We start from the raw sequence: 15866 nt of genomic DNA on the forward strand, positions 1-15866 counted from the left end.
CTTCCGGCAACAATGGGGGCATGAGCGACCGCCCAGCCCCCCTCGCCGATCCGCACCTCCTCTTCGACCCCGCGGCCGGCCTCCGGGACATCGTCATCCTCGGGTCGACCGGATCCATCGGCACCCAGGCCATCGACCTCGCCCTGCGCAACCCGGACCGGTTCCGGGTCACCGCACTGTCCGCCGCCGGCGGACGGGTCGGGCTGCTGGCCGAGCAGGCCCGGCTGCTGCGGGTCAAGACGGTGGCCGTCGCCCGCGAGGACGTCGTACCGGCCCTGAAAGAGGCGCTGAGCGCCCAGTACGGTCCGTCCGAGCCGCTGCCCGAGATCCTGGCCGGACCGGACGCCGCGACCGAACTCGCCGCCTCCGAGTGCCACACCGTCCTCAACGGCATCACCGGTTCCATCGGCCTCGCCCCGACCCTCGCCGCCCTGCGCGCGGGCCGCACCCTGGCCCTGGCCAACAAGGAGTCGCTGATCGTCGGCGGCCCGCTGGTCAAGGCCCTGGCGAAGCCCGGCCAGATCATCCCGGTGGACTCCGAGCACGCCGCGCTCTTCCAGGCGCTCGCCGCCGGCACCCGTGCCGACGTGCGCAAGCTCGTGGTCACCGCCTCCGGCGGGCCCTTCCGCGGCCGCACCCGCGCCGAGCTGGCACACGTCACCGTCAAGGACGCCCTCGCGCACCCCACCTGGGCCATGGGCCCGGTGATCACGGTCAACAGCGCCACCCTGGTCAACAAGGGGCTGGAGGTCATCGAGGCGCACCTGCTCTACGACATCCCCTTCGACCGCATCGAGGTCGTGGTCCATCCGCAGTCCTACGTGCACTCGATGGTGGAGTTCACGGACGGCTCCACGCTCGCCCAGGCCACCCCTCCGGACATGCGCGGCCCCATCGCGATCGGCCTCGGCTGGCCCCAGCGGATCCCGGACGCGGCCCCCGCCTTCGACTGGACCAAGGCCTCCACCTGGGAGTTCTTCCCCCTGGACACCGAGGCCTTCCCCGCCGTGGACCTGGCCCGGCACGTGGGCACCCTGGGCGGCACCGCCCCGGCCGTGTTCAACGCGGCCAACGAGGAGTGCGTGGAGGCGTTCCTGACCGGGCGGCTGCCGTTCACAGCAATCATGGATACCGTCTCTGCCGTGGTCGATGAGCACGGGACACCGGAGTCGGGAACTTCCCTGACCGTCCAGGACGTCCTTGAAGCTGAGGCCTGGGCCAGGGCCCGGGCGCGGGAGATGGCGGCGCGGGCCGCCGTGGAGGCGCGCGCATGACACTACTGATGACGGTGCTCGGGGTCGTGGTCTTCGCGGTCGGCCTGCTGGTCTCCATCGCCTGGCACGAGCTGGGGCACCTGTCCACGGCCAAGCTCTTCGGCATCCGCGTGCCGCAGTACATGGTGGGCTTCGGCCCGACCATCTGGTCGCGGCGCAGGGGCGAGACCGAGTACGGGATCAAGGCCATCCCCATGGGCGGCTACATCCGCATGATCGGGATGTTCCCGCCCGGCGAGGACGGCAAGGTCACCGCCCGCTCCACCTCGCCGTTCCGGTCGATGATCGAGGACGCGCGCTCGGCCGCGTACGAGGAGCTCCAGCCCGGGGACGAGAGCCGGCTCTTCTACACGCGCAAGCCGTGGAAGCGCGTGATCGTGATGTTCGCCGGCCCCTTCATGAACCTGATCCTGGCCGTGGCGATCTTCCTCACCACGCTGATGGCCTTCGGGCTGAACACCCAGACCACCTCGGTCGCCACCGTCTCGGACTGCGTCATCCAGCAGAGCGAGAAGCGCGACAAGTGCGCCCCCGGGGACCCGGCCGCCCCCGCCAAGGCAGCGGGCCTCAAGGCCGGCGACAAGATCGTCGCCTTCGACGGCCGCGCGGTCCGGGACTGGTCCGCCCTGCAGAAGGACATCCGCGCCACCGTCGGCCCCGCCACGATCACCGTGGAGCGGGCCGGGGAGCGCGTGGACCTCACGGCGAACCTGATCGAGAACAAGGTCGCCAAGACCGACGGCAGCGGCCGCTACGTCAAGGACGAGTACGTCACCGCCGGCTTCCTCGGCTTCGCCCCCGCCTCCGGCTACGTCCCGCAGTCCTTCGGCCAGTCCGTCGACCGCATGGGCGAGATGATGGAGGCCGGCGTGCAGTCGCTGGTCCAGCTGCCGTCCAAGGTCCCGGACCTGTGGAACGCGGCCTTCAACGGGGCCGAGCGCAAGCAGGACAGCCCGATGGGCGTCGTCGGCGCGGCGCGGGTCAGCGGTGAGATCTTCACCCTCGACATTCCCGCCCAGCACCAGCTGGTGTTCTTCCTCAACCTGCTGGCCGGTTTCAACCTCTCGCTGTTCCTCTTCAACATGCTGCCGCTGCTCCCCCTCGACGGCGGGCACATCGCCGGCGCCCTGTGGGAGTCGCTGCGGCGGGGCGTCGCGCGGGTCTTCCGGCGTCCCGACCCCGGCCCCTTCGACGTGGCGAAGCTGATGCCCGTCGCGTACGTGGTCGCCGGTCTGTTCATCTGCTTCACCCTGCTGGTGATGGTCGCGGACGTCGTGAACCCCATCAAGATCACCTAGTCGGCGCGGGGCCGTACCCCCCATCCACGGGAGCCGGGCACACATCGTGCCCGGCTCCCTACGTTCGGGTGGCTCACCCCCTCGGATGCACGGGGCGCCCCGTGCTTGGCGTAATCTCGAAGCCTGGAGCCCGCCGAATTCGGGACCTTGATCCACACCTTGGGGTTGCACAGCAGATGACTGCCATCTCTCTCGGAATGCCGGCCGTGCCGACGAAGCTTGCCGACCGCAGGGTCAGCCGCAAGATCCAGGTCGGCAAGGTGGCCGTCGGTGGCGACGCACAGATTTCCGTGCAGTCGATGACCACCACCAGGACCTCGGACATCGGGGCGACGCTCCAGCAGATCGCCGAGCTGACCGCCTCCGGCTGCGACATCGTCCGCGTGGCGTGCCCGACGCAGGACGACGCCGACGCCCTCGCGGTGATCGCGAAGAAGTCGCAGATCCCGGTGATCGCCGACATCCACTTCCAGCCCAAGTACGTGTTCGCCGCGATCGACGCCGGCTGCGCCGCGGTCCGCGTGAACCCGGGCAACATCAAGCAGTTCGACGACAAGGTCAAGGAGATCGCGCGGGCCGCCAAGGACGCGGGCACCCCGATCCGGATCGGTGTCAACGCGGGCTCGCTCGACGCGCGACTGCTGAAGAAGTACGGCAAGGCCACCCCCGAGGCGCTGGTCGAGTCCGCGCTGTGGGAGGCCTCCCTCTTCGAGGAGCACGGCTTCAGCGACATCAAGATCTCGGTCAAGCACAACGACCCGGTCGTCATGGTCAACGCCTACCGCCAGCTCGCCGCCGCCTGTGACTACCCGCTGCACCTGGGCGTCACCGAGGCAGGCCCCGCCTTCCAGGGCACCATCAAGTCCGCCGTCGCCTTCGGCGCGCTGCTCTCCGAGGGCATCGGCGACACCATCCGCGTCTCCCTCTCGGCCCCGCCGGTCGAGGAGATCAAGGTCGGCATCCAGATCCTGGAGTCGCTCAACCTCAAGCCGCGCCGCCTGGAGATCGTCTCCTGCCCGTCCTGCGGGCGCGCCCAGGTGGACGTCTACAAGCTGGCCGAGGAGGTCACGGCGGGCCTGGAGGGCATGGAGGTCCCGCTGCGCGTCGCGGTCATGGGCTGCGTCGTCAACGGCCCGGGCGAGGCCCGCGAGGCCGACCTCGGCGTCGCCTCCGGCAACGGCAAGGGCCAGATCTTCGTGAAGGGCGAGGTCATCAAGACCGTCCCCGAGTCGAAGATCGTGGAGACCCTCATCGAAGAGGCGATGAAGATCGCCGAGCAGATGGAGAAGGACGGCGTCGCGAGCGGCGAGCCCAGCGTCGCCATCGGAGTCTGAGCATCGGAGCCTGAGCACCCGAAGCTGCCGCCCCGGCCCCGTTCCCGCAGTTCGCGGGCGGGGCCGGGGCCTTTACGTGACCTGCGACGCGGCATCGCCAGGCATCGCCGGGTACAGTGCGGAGATCAGCAGACTTGCATGGTGAGGCCCCAGTGTTGACGCAGACCACCACCCGGGTCCTTGAGCCCAGTGATCTCGACGCCGCGCTCGACATCCTCGGACGCGAGCCGGTCGAGAACGCCTTCGTCACTTCCCGGGTCCAGGTCGCCGGACTCGACCCCTGGCGCCTGGGCGGCGAGATGTGGGGCTGGTACGCCGACGGCGAGCTCCGCTCGCTCTGCTACGCCGGCGCCAACCTGGTCCCCGTCTGCGCAGAGCCCGACGCCGTACGCGCCTTCGCCGACCGCGCCCGCCGCACCGGCCGCCGCTGCTCGTCCATCGTCGGCCCCGCCGAGGCCACCCGGCTGCTGTGGCAGCTCCTGGAACCCAGCTGGGGACCGGCCCGCGAGGTCCGCTCCCACCAGCCGCTCATGGTCATCGAGCGCCCGTCCACCACGGTCGAGGCCGACCCGTGGGTCCGCCGGATCCGCAAGGACGAGATGGACCTGATCATGCCCGCCTGCGTGGCCATGTTCACCGAGGAGGTCGGCATCTCGCCGATGGCCGGGGACGGCGGGCTGCTCTACCAGGCCCGCGTCGCCGAGCTCGTCGCCGGCGGCCGCTCCTTCGCGCACGTCGACGACGGCAAGGTCGTCTTCAAGGCGGAGATCGGCGCCGCCACCGCCCGCGCCTGCCAGATCCAGGGTGTGTGGGTGGCCCCCGAGTTCCGCGGCCGCGGGCACTCCGAGACCGGGATGGCCGCCGTCGTCGCCTACGCGCTGCGGGACGTCGCTCCCGTGGTCAGCCTCTACGTGAACGACTTCAACACCGCAGCGCGGGCCGCCTACCGGCGGGTCGGCTTCCGCGAGGTCGGCGCGTTCATGAGCGTGCTGTTCTGAGCGGGCCACCGGCTCCCGACCGCCCTGATCGAAAGGGCGGCCCCCGGACCCCGCCGGTGGCATTCCGGCACGCCCCTACCGCGAAGTAAGGTCGCCGCATGCTGCCTTCCGGACTCCGCATCGGCCCCCTCGACCTCGCCGCCCGCGTGGACGAGGCCCTGCGCGTGCAGGCCGTCGCCTTCGGCCTCAGCGAGGAGGAGGTGGGCATCCGGCGCTACATCGTCCAGCGCCACATGACCTGCCGCGGCGCCCGCGCCCTCGGGGCGTTCGCCGAGGACGGGGCGCTCACCGGGTTCGTGTACGGGATGCCGAACGACCGGACCCACTGGTGGTCCACCATCGTCGAGCCCTACCTGCGCGCCGGCGGACACGAGGGCTGGCTCGACGACTCCTTCGTGATCACCGAACTGCACGTCCACCCCGGCTTCCAGGGCCACGGAGTGGGCCGCGAGCTGATCACCCGGATCACCGACGCCGCGGTCGAGCCGCGCTCGATCCTCTCCGCGATCGACACCGAGAGCCCCGCCCGCGGGCTCTACCGGGCCCTCGGTTACACCGACCTCGCCCGCCAGGTCCACTTCCCGAGCGCGAGCCTCCCGTACGCCGTCATGGGCGCCACACTGCCGCTGAGCAGGCACTGAATTGATTACCGGGGCCCGCGCGGGCCCCGGTAACCTCCCGGCATGTCTACGCAACACGTGCAGCGCATGTCCCGCCTGATGGCCAAGACCCTCCGCGAGGACCCGGCCGACGCCGAAACCCTCAGCCACCGGCTCCTGGTCCGCGCCGGCTACGTCCGGCGCAGCTCGGCCGGGGTGTGGACGTGGCTGCCGCTCGGCAAGCGGGTCCTCGACAGCGTCTCGCGCATCGTCCGCGAGGAGATGGACGCCATCGGCGCCCAGGAAGTGCTGCTGCCCGCGCTGCTGCCGAAGGAGCCGTACGAGGTCAGCGGGCGCTGGTCGGAGTACGGCGACCTGCTGTTCCGGCTCAAGGACCGCAAGGGCGCCGACTACCTCCTCGGCCCCACCCACGAGGAGATCTTCACCCTGGTCGTGAAGGACCAGTGCACCTCGTACAAGGACCTGCCGGTCATGCTGTACCAGATCCAGACCAAGTACCGCGACGAGGCGCGGCCCCGGTCCGGCGTGCTGCGCGGGCGCGAGTTCCAGATGAAGGACTCGTACTCCTTCGACGTGTCCGACGAGGGGCTGGAGGAGTCCTACCGGCTCCACCGCGAGGCGTACGTCCGCATCTTCGAGCGGCTCGGCCTCGACCACCGGATCGTGTCGGCGGTGTCGGGGGCGATGGGCGGCTCCGCGTCGGAGGAGTTCCTGGCCCCGGCCGGTGCCGGCGAGGACACCTTCGTGGACTGCCCGTCCTGCGACTACGCGGCGAACACCGAGGCCGTGACCTTCGCCCTGACCCCCGTCAGCGCCGAGCACCCGGCACTGGAGGAGGTGGACACCCCGGACACCCCGACCATCGAGACCCTCGCGGCGCACCTGGGCGTCCCCGCCTCGGCGACCCTGAAGAACCTCCTCGTGAAGGTGGACGGCGAGATCGTGGCCGTGGGCGTGCCGGGGGACCGCGAGGTGGACCTCGGCAAGCTGGGCGAGCACCTGGCCCCGGCGGTGGTCGAACTGGTCACGGCCGAGGACTTCACGGACCGGCCCGACCTCGTACGCGGCTACGTGGGCCCGCAGGGCCTGGACAAGGTCCGCTACCTGGCCGACCCGCGGGTCGCGCCCGGCACGGCCTGGGTGACCGGGGCCAACCGGGCGGACACGCACGCGCGGAACGTGGTCTGCGGCCGCGACTTCGAGGTGGACCGGTACCTCGACGTGGTCGTCGTCGAGCCCGGCGACCCCTGCCCGAACTGCGGCGCCGGACTGCGCCTGGACCGGGCCATCGAGATCGGCCACATCTTCCAGCTGGGCCGCAAGTACGCGGACGCCTTCGGCCTCGACGTCCTCGGCAAGGAGGGCAAGCCGGTCCGCGTCACCATGGGGTCCTACGGCATCGGCGTCTCGCGGGCGGTGGCGGCGCTGGCCGAGCAGACGGCGGACGAGCGGGGGCTGTGCTGGCCGGCGGCGGTGGCCCCGGCCGACGTCCACGTGGTGGCGGCGGGCAAGGCCGTGCCGCTGGCGCTGGCGGAGGAGGCGGCGACGGCCCTGGCGGGCTCCGGCCTGCGGGTCCTGCTGGACGACCGGCCCGGGCTGTCGCCGGGCGTGAAGCTGACGGACGCGGAGCTGATCGGCGTGCCGTGGATCCTCGTGGCGGGCAGGCGCTCCGCGGAGTCGGTGGTCGAGCTCCAGGACCGCGCGTCCGGCACCCGCGAGGAACTCCCCCTGGCCGAAGCCCTCGCCCGCCTGACGTCGTAACGCCGGGCGCGGCCGGGCTCCCGGGCCGCCGCCCAGGACCCCGCGCCTCACACGCCGGCGGGGCTGGATCTTTCAGCCCGTCCGGCGTTTGGGGGCCGGGTCCGGGCAGCGCCCTGGGGGCACCTCCCCGCGGACTACGGGGGCGACTCGTCCGGGTCCGGCGGCGGGGCGTCCGGCACGAGGCCGGGCTCCGGGGCGTCGAGCGCGGCAGGCGGCGGCGCGTCGGCGACCTCGGCCGGCCCGGGGCCTTCGGAAGCCGGGCCGGCCGGGGCCGGTTCTTCGGGCGCGGCCGTCGCCGGAGGCGAAGGGGCCGCGCGTTCCAGGAACCGCAGCAGTTCCACCGGAAACGGCAGCACCAGCGTCGAGTTCTTCTCGGCGGCGACCGCCACGACCGTCTGCAGCAGCCTCAGCTGCAACGCCGCCGGCTGCTCCGACATGACCTCCGCCGCCTCGGCCAGCTTGTGCGAGGCCTGCAGCTCCGCGTCCGCGTTGATCACGCGCGCCCGCCGCTCACGGTCGGCCTCCGCCTGCCGGGCCATCGACCGCTTCATCGTCTCCGGCAGGGAGACGTCCTTGATCTCGACCCGGTCGATCTGCACGCCCCAGCCCACCGCCGGGCTGTCGATCATCAGCTCCAGACCCTGGTTCAGCATCTCCCGGTTGGACAGCAGATCGTCCAGGTCCGACTTTCCGATGATCGACCTGAGCGAGGTCTGCGCCATCTGCGAGACCGCGAACCGGTAGTCCTCCACGGCCACGATCGCGTTCGCCGGGTCGACGACCTTGAAGTACACGACCGCGTCCACCCGCACGGTGACGTTGTCCCGGGTGATGCCCTCCTGCGCGGGCACCGGCAGCGTCACGATCTGCATGTTCACCTTGTGGAGCCGGTCGATGACCGGAACCACCATCGCGAAGCCGGGCGGCCGGATCTCCTCGCGCAGCCTGCCGAAGCGGAAGACCAGGCCCCGCTCGTACTGCTTCACCACCCGGGCCGCCGCGCCCACGTAGACGGCGACGCCCACACTTGCGGCGATCGCCGCTGTCAGCAGTTCTTCGACCATGACGGCCCCCTGCCGGACATACCCTGTTATCTACGGTATGCCCTACAACCAGGCCGCGAACTCCAGCAGCAGCTCCGCGTCCCGGCGCCGTCCGGCGGCCAGGGCCCGGTTGCCCGACTCCACCGCCCGGAACAGCGTCCAGCCCCGCAGCCGGTCCCGGTCCACCTCCAAGGCGTCGGCCAGCTTGTTCACCCGGCGCCGGGCGCCCGCAGCGCCCGCCGAGGAGGCCACCTGGTCCTCCAGCCGGTCCCGGACCAGCCGCGCCAGGTCGTACGCCCGCTCGCCGACCAGCGGATCGGGGCCCACCGTCAGCCACGGCGCCCGCTCGCCCGCGAGGACCTTGCCCTGCCGGAAGTTGCCGTGCAGCAGCAGCTCCTCCGGCGGGGCCGCGACCAGTTCCTCACGCATCGTCAGCGCCGTGTCGGCCAGGGCCCGCACCTCCGCCGGCGCCGCGCGCAGCGCCGCCGCCTGCTGCCCGGTGCGCTCCGCCACCGTCTCCCAGACGTGCCCGGCCGGCGGGGCCACCCACAGCCTGCGCAGGGTGCCGCTGGCCTCCAGCAGCGCCTTCGCCTCGGGCAACGACCGCAGCGACACCTCCGGGTGCAGCCGCTCCAGCAGCAGCGCCCCGTCGTCCTCGTGATGCCGGGTGTCGAGGATCCGTACGGCGCCGAAACCGCCCCAGTGGGCCAGCGCGGCCAGTTCCCGGTCGGGCCGGGCGTGCGGCGGCGCCAGCTTCAGCGCGGCCGGGGTCCCGTCCGCGTACGTGACGAGGACCACCAGGCTGCTGCGGCCGCCCGGGGCCTGCACGCGCTGCGCGCGTACCCCGCGCCGGGACAGCGCGGCCTCGGTGAGTCGGGGCAACTGCCCCAGCCAGTCCTCGTCCTGCGCCGTTTCCGGCATCTCGCCGAGCGCCCGTACAAGCCGCTGCGGCGGTTCGAAAGCCATGCGTGCGTGGTCCCTTTCAGCTGTGCTGGGCCCGTTGCGCCTCGTCAGCGCGTTCCGCGAGCCCAGGGAAGGCTACGCCGACACCGCGCCAGCGTGCCGCGCGCACGGCCGCGGCGCTCAGCGCGTCGGCCGCCTCGCGGCGCAGCGGACCCTCCGCCGCGCGCACCAGATCGGAGTACGCGCCCGCCACCCGGTCCTCGACCACGGCGGCCAGCCGCTCGGCGTCGGCCTGGCCGCGCACCTCGAACGGCAGCGTGTACGCCGCCTCCGCGGGCCGGGGCGCACCGCCCAGTTCCCGTACGGTCCGGGCGAGCGCGTCACGGCGCGCGAGGTGGGCGCCGTACGCCTCCCGGGCCTCGTTCGCGCGGGCGCCGGTGCTGCGGGCGCCGATCACCCCGTAGCCGTAGGCGGCCGCGTGCTCGGCGGCGAGTGCGGCCTGGGCGGCCTCCAGGGCCCGGCCGGCGGCGGGGGGTTCGGGCTTCACGACGCGGCTCCGGGGGTCGAGGTCAGCAGGTACGCGTGGACGGCGCCGCAGGCGGCGACCGAGGCCAGCATCCGGGCCAGCTCGCCCGGGGCCCCGGCCAGATCGATGGTGCGGGCCTGCGACAGGCTCCGCTCGGCGTCCGCGAGGGCGGTCAGGGCTTCCGCGGGCTTCGGGGGCACCGGCTCGCCGCCCGCCGAGGGCGCGGCGGCCCCCGTACCGCCCGACGGGGAAGCGGAGGGCGGGCGCGAGCCCGCCGGGGCGAGGGCCAGGGCCGCGGAGTGCGCGGCGACGGCGGCGCGCAGCGGCGCCAGCCGGGCTGCCAGGGCCGGATGGGCGGCGGCCGTGGCGTCGTAACGTTCCAGCAGGCGCGCACTGTCACGAACGGCCGCCTCCCGCATCCGCCGTTCGAGTGGAATCCCGCTCTCGCCGCCGGCCGGGCGGTCGTCGGAGCACCCCGTCAGCAGCGCGGCGCCGGCCACGCCGGCGGCTCCGGCGAGCAGGCTCCGGCGCGAGGGTCTCGAAGGCAGAGTCCAGGGCACGGCGACGTCCTCGGGGGTGATGGCGGGGCAGGGTGTGATCACGGTACCCGGGGCCCCGTCCACAGGGCGGACGGCAACACCCTCCGACACCGGATACCCTTTGACCTGACACACGACGGAAATCACAACAGCACACGCGGCCGAGGAGTCACCCGGATGAGCACCACCCAGAGCGACAGGCTGCGCGGACTGCTGGAGCCGCTCGTCGCCGCCAAGGGCCTGGACCTCGAAGAGATCGAGATGTCGCGGGCGGGCAAGCGCCGGATGCTGCGGATCATCGTGGACTCCGACGAGGGCGTGGAGCTGGACGCGTGTGCCGAGCTGAGTCGCGAGGTCTCCGACAAGCTCGACGAAACCGATGTGATGGGTGAGGACGAGTACGTCCTCGAAGTGAGCTCGCCGGGCGCCGACCGCCCGCTGACCGAGCACCGTCACTACGTACGGGCCATCGGCCGTCTCGTGAAGTTCCAGCTGTCCGCCGAGGACGACAAGGCCGCCGGGGAACTGGTCGCCCGCATCCTCGACGTCGACGACGAGGGACTGGACCTCGAAGTCCCGGGCGTGAAGGGCCGCAAGGCGACCGCCCGCCGTATTGCTTTCACCGACATCGCCAAGGCGCGTGTCGAGATCGAGTTCAACCGCAAGGACAAGAAGGAAGAGGAGGCGTAGCCGTGGACATCGACATGAGTGCCCTGCGGGGTCTGGTCCGGGAGAAGGAGATCTCCTTCGACCTGCTCGTCGAGGCGATCGAGTCGGCCCTCCTCATCGCGTACCACCGGACCGAGGGGAGCTTCCGCCGCGCTCGCGTCGTGCTGGACCGCACCAACGGTCACGTGGTCGTGTGGGCGACGGAAGACCCGAGGGATCTCGAAGAGGGCCAGGAGCCCAAGGAGTTCGACGACACCCCGTCGGACTTCGGCCGGATCGCCGCGACGACCGCCAAGCAGGTGATCCTGCAGCGTCTGCGCGACGCCGAGGACGACCTGACCTTCGGCGAGTTCGCCGGCCGTGAGGGCGACGTCATCACCGGAGTGGTGCAGCAGGGCAAGGACCCGAAGAACGTCCTCGTCGACATCGGCAAGCTGGAGGCCATCCTGCCGGTGCAGGAGCAGGTCCCCGGTGAGGAGTACACGCACGGTCTGCGCCTGAAGGCGTACGTCGTGCGGGTGGCGAAGGGTGTCCGCGGTCCGTCCGTGACCCTCTCCCGCACCCACCCCAACCTGGTGAAGAAGCTCTTCTCGCTGGAGGTCCCGGAGATCGCCGACGGCAGCGTCGAGATCTCGGCGATCGCACGTGAGGCCGGTCACCGCACCAAGATCGCCGTACGGTCCACCCGCTCGGGCCTGAACCCCAAGGGCGCCTGCATCGGCCCGATGGGCAGCCGTGTGCGCAACGTGATGGCCGAGCTGCACGGCGAGAAGATCGACATCGTCGACTGGTCGGACGACCCGGCGGAGATGGTCGCGAACGCGCTGTCACCCGCCCGGGTGAGCAAGGTCGAGGTCGTCGACTGGGACACCCGGTCCGCCCGGGTGACCGTGCCGGACTACCAGCTGTCGCTGGCCATCGGCAAGGAGGGCCAGAACGCCCGCCTCGCCGCGCGGCTCACCGGCTGGCGCATCGACATCCGCCCCGACACCGAGGTGTCCCCGGACGCCGACCGGGACCGGGACCGGGACCGGGACCGGGACCGGAACCGGGACGGGGAATAAACCGGTACCGGCCGGGGCTACCCGGACGGTAGACAGGGCGTACGGCCGCCGCCGAGGCGGTGCCGTACGGCCGCTGCGAAGGCAGCGGATCAAGACAACACAACAGCCGTTCGATCTCTCGCCCGCACTTGTCGGGAGAGAGGTCGGTGCGGGGAGGTAGACTTAGGCGTGTCTGGCCGGACGCAAGCCCGCGCATGCCCCGAACGCACCTGTGTGGGGTGTCGGGAGCGAGCGGCCAAGAGCGATCTGCTGCGCATCGTGGCGATCGAGGACGAATGCGTCCCCGATCCTCGCGGTACGCTGCCCGGCCGGGGTGCCTACGTGCACCCCGCCGTGGTCTGCCTCGACCAGGCGGTCCGCCGCCGAGCGTTCCCCCGGGCCCTTCGGTCCGCCGGAGCACTCGACACGGCGGAACTGCGCAAAGCCCTGGTCGACGAGGCCGGGGCCACACCGTAAGACGTAGAACGGCACGGATACCCCGTGCGGTCAGGTACCTCGCGAGTTGGAAGTAGGTCGAGATTGCGATGAGCACTCGATGAGTACGCGATGAGTACGCCCATGAAGTAGCAACGGTCCGGCGTAACCCGGACCTAAAAGGAGCGAAGTGGCTAAGGTCCGGGTATACGAACTCGCCAAGGAGTTCGGAGTTGAGAGCAAGGTCGTCATGGCCAAGCTCCAGGAACTCGGTGAGTTCGTCCGTTCGGCGTCCTCGACGATCGAGGCGCCGGTTGTGCGCAAGTTGACCGATGCACTGCAGGGGCCCGGCGGCAACGCCGGCAAGTCCGCTGCCAAGCCTGGTGCGCCCCGCAAGGCGGCGCCCGCCAAGCCCGGGGCTCCGACCCCGGGTGCCGTTGCACGTCCCGCTGCGCCGAAGCCCGGCGCACCGGCCCCCAAGCCGGTCGTCGCGGAGGCTCCGGCCGCCGCAGCGCCCGCCCCGGTGACTCCGGCCGCCTCCGGCCCGCGTCCCGGCCCGAAGGCTCCGGCCGCCCCGAAGCCCGCTCCGGCGGCGCCCGTGGCGACCGAGTTCTCCGCGCCTCCGGCGGCTCCGGCCGCCCCGGCGCGCACCGAGCGTCCCGCCGCCGCGGCTCCCGGTCCCCGTCCGGCGCAGCAGCGTCCGGCCCAGGGTGGCCAGGCCGGCGCCCGTCCCGGCGCCCCGCGCCCGGCCGGCGCCACCCCCGGTGGCCAGGGCCAGCGGTCCGCCGGTGCTCCCGGCTCCGGCGCCCCGCGTCCCCAGGGCGCCCGTCCGGCCGGTCCCCGTCCGGGCAACAACCCCTTCACCTCTGGTGGCTCCACCGGCATGGCGCGCCCGCAGGCGCCCCGTCCGGCCGGCGCTCCCCGTCCCGGTGCCCCCGGCGCCGGTGGCGGCCAGGGTGCTCCCCGCCCGCAGGGCGGCCCCGGCGGCGCCCCGCGTCCGCAGGGTCCCGGCGGCGCCCGTCCGACCCCGGGCGGCATGCCGCGTCCGCAGGCCGGCGCCCCGCGTCCGGGTGGTGCCCCCGGTGGCAACCGTCCGAACCCGGGCATGATGCCGCAGCGTCCCGCTGCCGGTGGTCCCGGTCCCCGTCCCGGTGGCGGCCCCGGTGGCCGTGGTCCCGGTGCGGGCGGCGCCCGTCCCGGTGGCGGCGCTGGTCGTCCCGCGGGCGGCGGCTTCGCCGGCCGTCCGGCCGGTCCGGGCTCGCGTCCCGGCGGCGGTGGCGGCTTCGGTGGCCCCCGTCCCGGTGGCGGCGGCTTCGGTGGCGGTCCGGCCGGTGCCGGTGGCGGCGGTCGTCCCGGCTTCGGTGGTCGTCCCGGCGGTCCCGGTGCCCGTGGTGGCACGCAGGGTGCCTTCGGCCGTCCCGGTGGTCCGGCCCGTCGTGGTCGCAAGTCCAAGCGTCAGAGGCGCCAGGAGTACGAGGCCATGCAGGCCCCGTCCGTCGGCGGCGTGATGCTGCCCCGCGGTGGCGGCGAGACCGTTCGCCTGTCGCGCGGTGCGTCCCTCACCGACTTCGCGGAGAAGATCAACGCCAACCCGGCGTCGCTCGTCGCCGTGATGATGAACCTCGGCGAGATGGTCACTGCCACGCAGTCCGTCTCCGACGAGACGCTCGAGATGCTGGCCGGCGAGATGAACTACGTCGTCCAGATCGTCAGCCCGGAGGAAGAGGACCGCGAGCTCCTCGAGGGCTTCGACATCGAGTTCGGCGAGGACGAGGGCGGCGAGGAATACCTCATGCCGCGTCCGCCGGTCGTGACCGTCATGGGTCACGTCGACCACGGTAAGACCCGACTGCTCGACGCCATCCGCAAGACGAACGTCGTTGCGGGCGAGGCCGGCGGCATCACGCAGCACATCGGTGCGTACCAGGTCTCCACCGAGGTCAACGACGAAGAGCGTCGCATCACCTTCATCGACACCCCGGGTCACGAGGCGTTCACCGCCATGCGTGCCCGTGGTGCGAAGTCGACCGACATCGCGATCCTCGTGGTCGCGGCCAACGACGGCGTCATGCCGCAGACGATCGAGGCGCTCAACCACGCCAAGGCCGCCGGCGTCCCGATCGTCGTCGCGGTCAACAAGATCGACGTCGAAGGTGCCGACCCGGTCAAGGTGCGCGGTCAGCTCACCGAGTTCGGTCTGGTCGCCGAGGAGTACGGCGGCGACACGATGTTCGTCGACATCTCCGCCAAGCAGGGTCTGCACATCGACTCCCTGCTGGAGGCCGTCGTCCTCACCGCCGACGCCTCGCTCGACCTCCGCGCCAACCCGGAGCAGGACGCTCAGGGTATTGCGATCGAGTCCCACCTCGACCGCGGCCGCGGTGCCGTCGCCACCGTCCTCGTCCAGCGCGGTACCCTCCGCGTCGGCGACACGATGGTCGTGGGCGACGCCTACGGCCGAGTGCGCGCCATGCTCGACGACAAGGGCAACAACGTCGAGGAAGCGGGTCCGTCGACCCCCGTCCTGGTCCTGGGTCTCACCAACGTCCCCGGCGCCGGCGACAACTTCCTCGTCGTCGACGAGGACCGTACGGCCCGTCAGATCGCCGAGAAGCGTGCTGCGCGTGAGCGCAACGCCAACTTCGCCAAGCGCGTCCGTCGCGTGTCCCTCGAGGACCTCGACTCCGTGCTCAAGGCCGGTCTGGTCCAGGAACTCAACCTCATCATCAAGGGCGACGCGTCCGGTGCGGTCGAGGCTCTCGAGTCCTCGCTGCTCCAGCTCGACGTCGGTGAAGAGGTCGACATCCGGGTCCTGCACCGCGGTGTGGGTGCGGTCACCGAGTCCGACATCTCGCTGGCGATGGGCTCCGACGCCATCGTCATCGGTTACAACGTCCGTGCGGCCGGCCGTGCCGCGCAGATGGCGGACCGCGAGGGCGTCGACGTCCGTTACTACTCGGTGATCTACCAGGCCATCGAGGAGATCGAGGCGGCCCTGAAGGGTCTCCTCAAGCCGGAGTACGAAGAGGTCGAGCTCGGTACGGCGGAGGTCCGCGAGGTCTTCCGCTCGTCCAAGCTGGGCAACATCGCCGGTGTCCTCATCCGGTCCGGCGAGGTCAAGCGCAACACCAAGGCGCGGCTCCTGCGCGATGGCAAGGTCATCGCCGAGAACCTCACCATCTCCGGTCTGCGCCGCTTCAAGGACGACGTCACCGAGATTCGCGAAGGCTTCGAGGGCGGTATCAACCTCGGCAGCTACAACGACATCAAGATCGACGACGTCATCGCGACGTACGAGATGCGCGAGAAGCCCCGCGCGTAAGCGCGAGGCGGTTCGCACCGTGTCGTAACTCGTAACACCGGGGCCGGTCGGCGGAATATCCGTCGATCGGCCCCGGCCGTTGCGTGTACGGTTCTGGTGAC

At 72.0% G+C, this 15866-nt stretch carries 14 protein-coding genes; 10 read left to right on the top strand and 4 right to left on the bottom strand.

Going from position 1 to position 15866, the window contains the following annotated elements:
• Positions 1-20: 20 nt before the first annotated feature.
• From dxr to ACZ4VT_RS27940, 6 genes are all read left to right on the top strand, one after another.
• Complete coding sequence (gene dxr / locus ACZ4VT_RS27915; RefSeq protein ID WP_467953684.1) at positions 21-1274, top strand: 1-deoxy-D-xylulose-5-phosphate reductoisomerase; 1254 nt, start codon at positions 21-23, stop codon at positions 1272-1274.
• Complete coding sequence (locus ACZ4VT_RS27920) at positions 1271-2572, top strand: M50 family metallopeptidase (protein ID WP_467953686.1); 1302 nt, start codon at positions 1271-1273, stop codon at positions 2570-2572. Before dxr ends, ACZ4VT_RS27920 begins: the two co-directional genes overlap by 4 nt.
• Positions 2573-2748: 176 nt before the next feature.
• Positions 2749-3906 carry a flavodoxin-dependent (E)-4-hydroxy-3-methylbut-2-enyl-diphosphate synthase gene (ispG, locus tag ACZ4VT_RS27925; RefSeq protein WP_362804243.1) on the top strand — a complete coding sequence of 386 codons (1158 nt, stop codon included), beginning with the start codon at positions 2749-2751 and terminating at the stop codon, positions 3904-3906.
• 152 nt (positions 3907-4058) lie between these two features.
• Positions 4059-4904 (top strand): GNAT family N-acetyltransferase, encoded by an 846-nt coding sequence (locus tag ACZ4VT_RS27930; RefSeq protein WP_467953688.1) that lies wholly within the window; start codon positions 4059-4061, stop codon positions 4902-4904.
• 98 nt (positions 4905-5002) lie between these two features.
• Positions 5003-5545: a GNAT family N-acetyltransferase gene (locus tag ACZ4VT_RS27935; RefSeq protein ID WP_467953690.1), complete on the top strand. Its 543-nt coding sequence runs from the start codon at positions 5003-5005 to the stop codon at positions 5543-5545.
• Between the two features lie 42 nt (positions 5546-5587).
• Positions 5588-7285: a proline--tRNA ligase gene (locus ACZ4VT_RS27940; RefSeq protein WP_467953692.1), complete on the top strand. Its 1698-nt coding sequence runs from the start codon at positions 5588-5590 to the stop codon at positions 7283-7285.
• Between the two features lie 134 nt (positions 7286-7419).
• Here the strand turns inward: ACZ4VT_RS27940 and ACZ4VT_RS27945 are convergent, their stop codons facing one another.
• The 4 genes from ACZ4VT_RS27945 to ACZ4VT_RS27960 are packed head-to-tail and all read right to left on the bottom strand — an operon-like array spanning position 7420 to position 10317.
• Positions 7420-8349 carry a slipin family protein gene (locus tag ACZ4VT_RS27945; RefSeq protein WP_467953694.1) on the bottom strand — a complete coding sequence of 310 codons (930 nt, stop codon included), beginning with the start codon at positions 8347-8349 and terminating at the stop codon, positions 7420-7422.
• Positions 8350-8391: 42 nt separating this feature from the next.
• A complete protein-coding gene (locus ACZ4VT_RS27950) occupies positions 8392-9294 on the bottom strand; it encodes an aminoglycoside phosphotransferase family protein (protein WP_467953696.1) in 903 nt (300 codons plus the stop codon).
• Positions 9295-9310: 16 nt separating this feature from the next.
• The gene (locus ACZ4VT_RS27955) at positions 9311-9778 is read right to left on the bottom strand and encodes a ferritin-like domain-containing protein (protein WP_362804226.1); all 468 of its coding nucleotides are present in this window, start codon (positions 9776-9778) and stop codon (positions 9311-9313) included.
• Positions 9775-10317 carry a hypothetical protein gene (locus ACZ4VT_RS27960; RefSeq protein WP_467953699.1) on the bottom strand — a complete coding sequence of 181 codons (543 nt, stop codon included), beginning with the start codon at positions 10315-10317 and terminating at the stop codon, positions 9775-9777. The genes ACZ4VT_RS27955 and ACZ4VT_RS27960 overlap by 4 nt, the downstream gene beginning before the upstream one ends.
• Positions 10318-10473: 156 nt before the next feature.
• On the opposite strand from ACZ4VT_RS27960, the gene rimP reads away from it, so the two are divergent.
• The 4 genes from rimP to infB all read left to right on the top strand — a co-directional run bounded on the left by rimP (position 10474) and on the right by infB (position 15765).
• Positions 10474-10986, top strand: coding sequence for a ribosome maturation factor RimP (rimP, locus tag ACZ4VT_RS27965; RefSeq protein WP_401613145.1), 513 nt, complete (start codon positions 10474-10476; stop codon positions 10984-10986).
• 2 nt (positions 10987-10988) lie between these two features.
• Positions 10989-12029 (top strand): transcription termination factor NusA, encoded by a 1041-nt coding sequence (gene nusA, locus ACZ4VT_RS27970; RefSeq protein WP_467953701.1) that lies wholly within the window; start codon positions 10989-10991, stop codon positions 12027-12029.
• Between the two features lie 168 nt (positions 12030-12197).
• On the top strand, positions 12198-12485 hold the full coding sequence (locus ACZ4VT_RS27975) for a YlxR family protein (RefSeq protein WP_351288780.1): 288 nt from the start codon (positions 12198-12200) through the stop codon (positions 12483-12485).
• 148 nt (positions 12486-12633) lie between these two features.
• Positions 12634-15765 carry a translation initiation factor IF-2 gene (gene infB, locus ACZ4VT_RS27980; protein ID WP_467953703.1) on the top strand — a complete coding sequence of 1044 codons (3132 nt, stop codon included), beginning with the start codon at positions 12634-12636 and terminating at the stop codon, positions 15763-15765.
• The last annotated feature ends 101 nt before the right edge of the window (positions 15766-15866 follow it).

This window comes from Streptomyces sp. NPDC029164, from assembly GCF_055563995.1.

Bases quoted from the DNA above. Each gene is read 5' to 3' on its own strand.
- dxr (WP_467953684.1), top strand. From the start codon at position 21: ATGAGCGACCGCCCAGCCCCCCTCGCCGATCCGCACCTCCTCTTCGAC.
- ACZ4VT_RS27920 (WP_467953686.1), top strand. From the start codon at position 1,271: ATGACACTACTGATGACGGTGCTCGGGGTCGTGGTCTTCGCGGTCGGC.
- ispG (WP_362804243.1), top strand. From the start codon at position 2,749: ATGACTGCCATCTCTCTCGGAATGCCGGCCGTGCCGACGAAGCTTGCC.
- ACZ4VT_RS27935 (WP_467953690.1), top strand. From the start codon at position 5,003: ATGCTGCCTTCCGGACTCCGCATCGGCCCCCTCGACCTCGCCGCCCGC.
- ACZ4VT_RS27940 (WP_467953692.1), top strand. From the start codon at position 5,588: ATGTCTACGCAACACGTGCAGCGCATGTCCCGCCTGATGGCCAAGACC.
- ACZ4VT_RS27945 (WP_467953694.1), bottom strand. From the start codon at position 8,349: ATGGTCGAAGAACTGCTGACAGCGGCGATCGCCGCAAGTGTGGGCGTC.
- ACZ4VT_RS27950 (WP_467953696.1), bottom strand. From the start codon at position 9,294: ATGGCTTTCGAACCGCCGCAGCGGCTTGTACGGGCGCTCGGCGAGATG.
- rimP (WP_401613145.1), top strand. From the start codon at position 10,474: ATGAGCACCACCCAGAGCGACAGGCTGCGCGGACTGCTGGAGCCGCTC.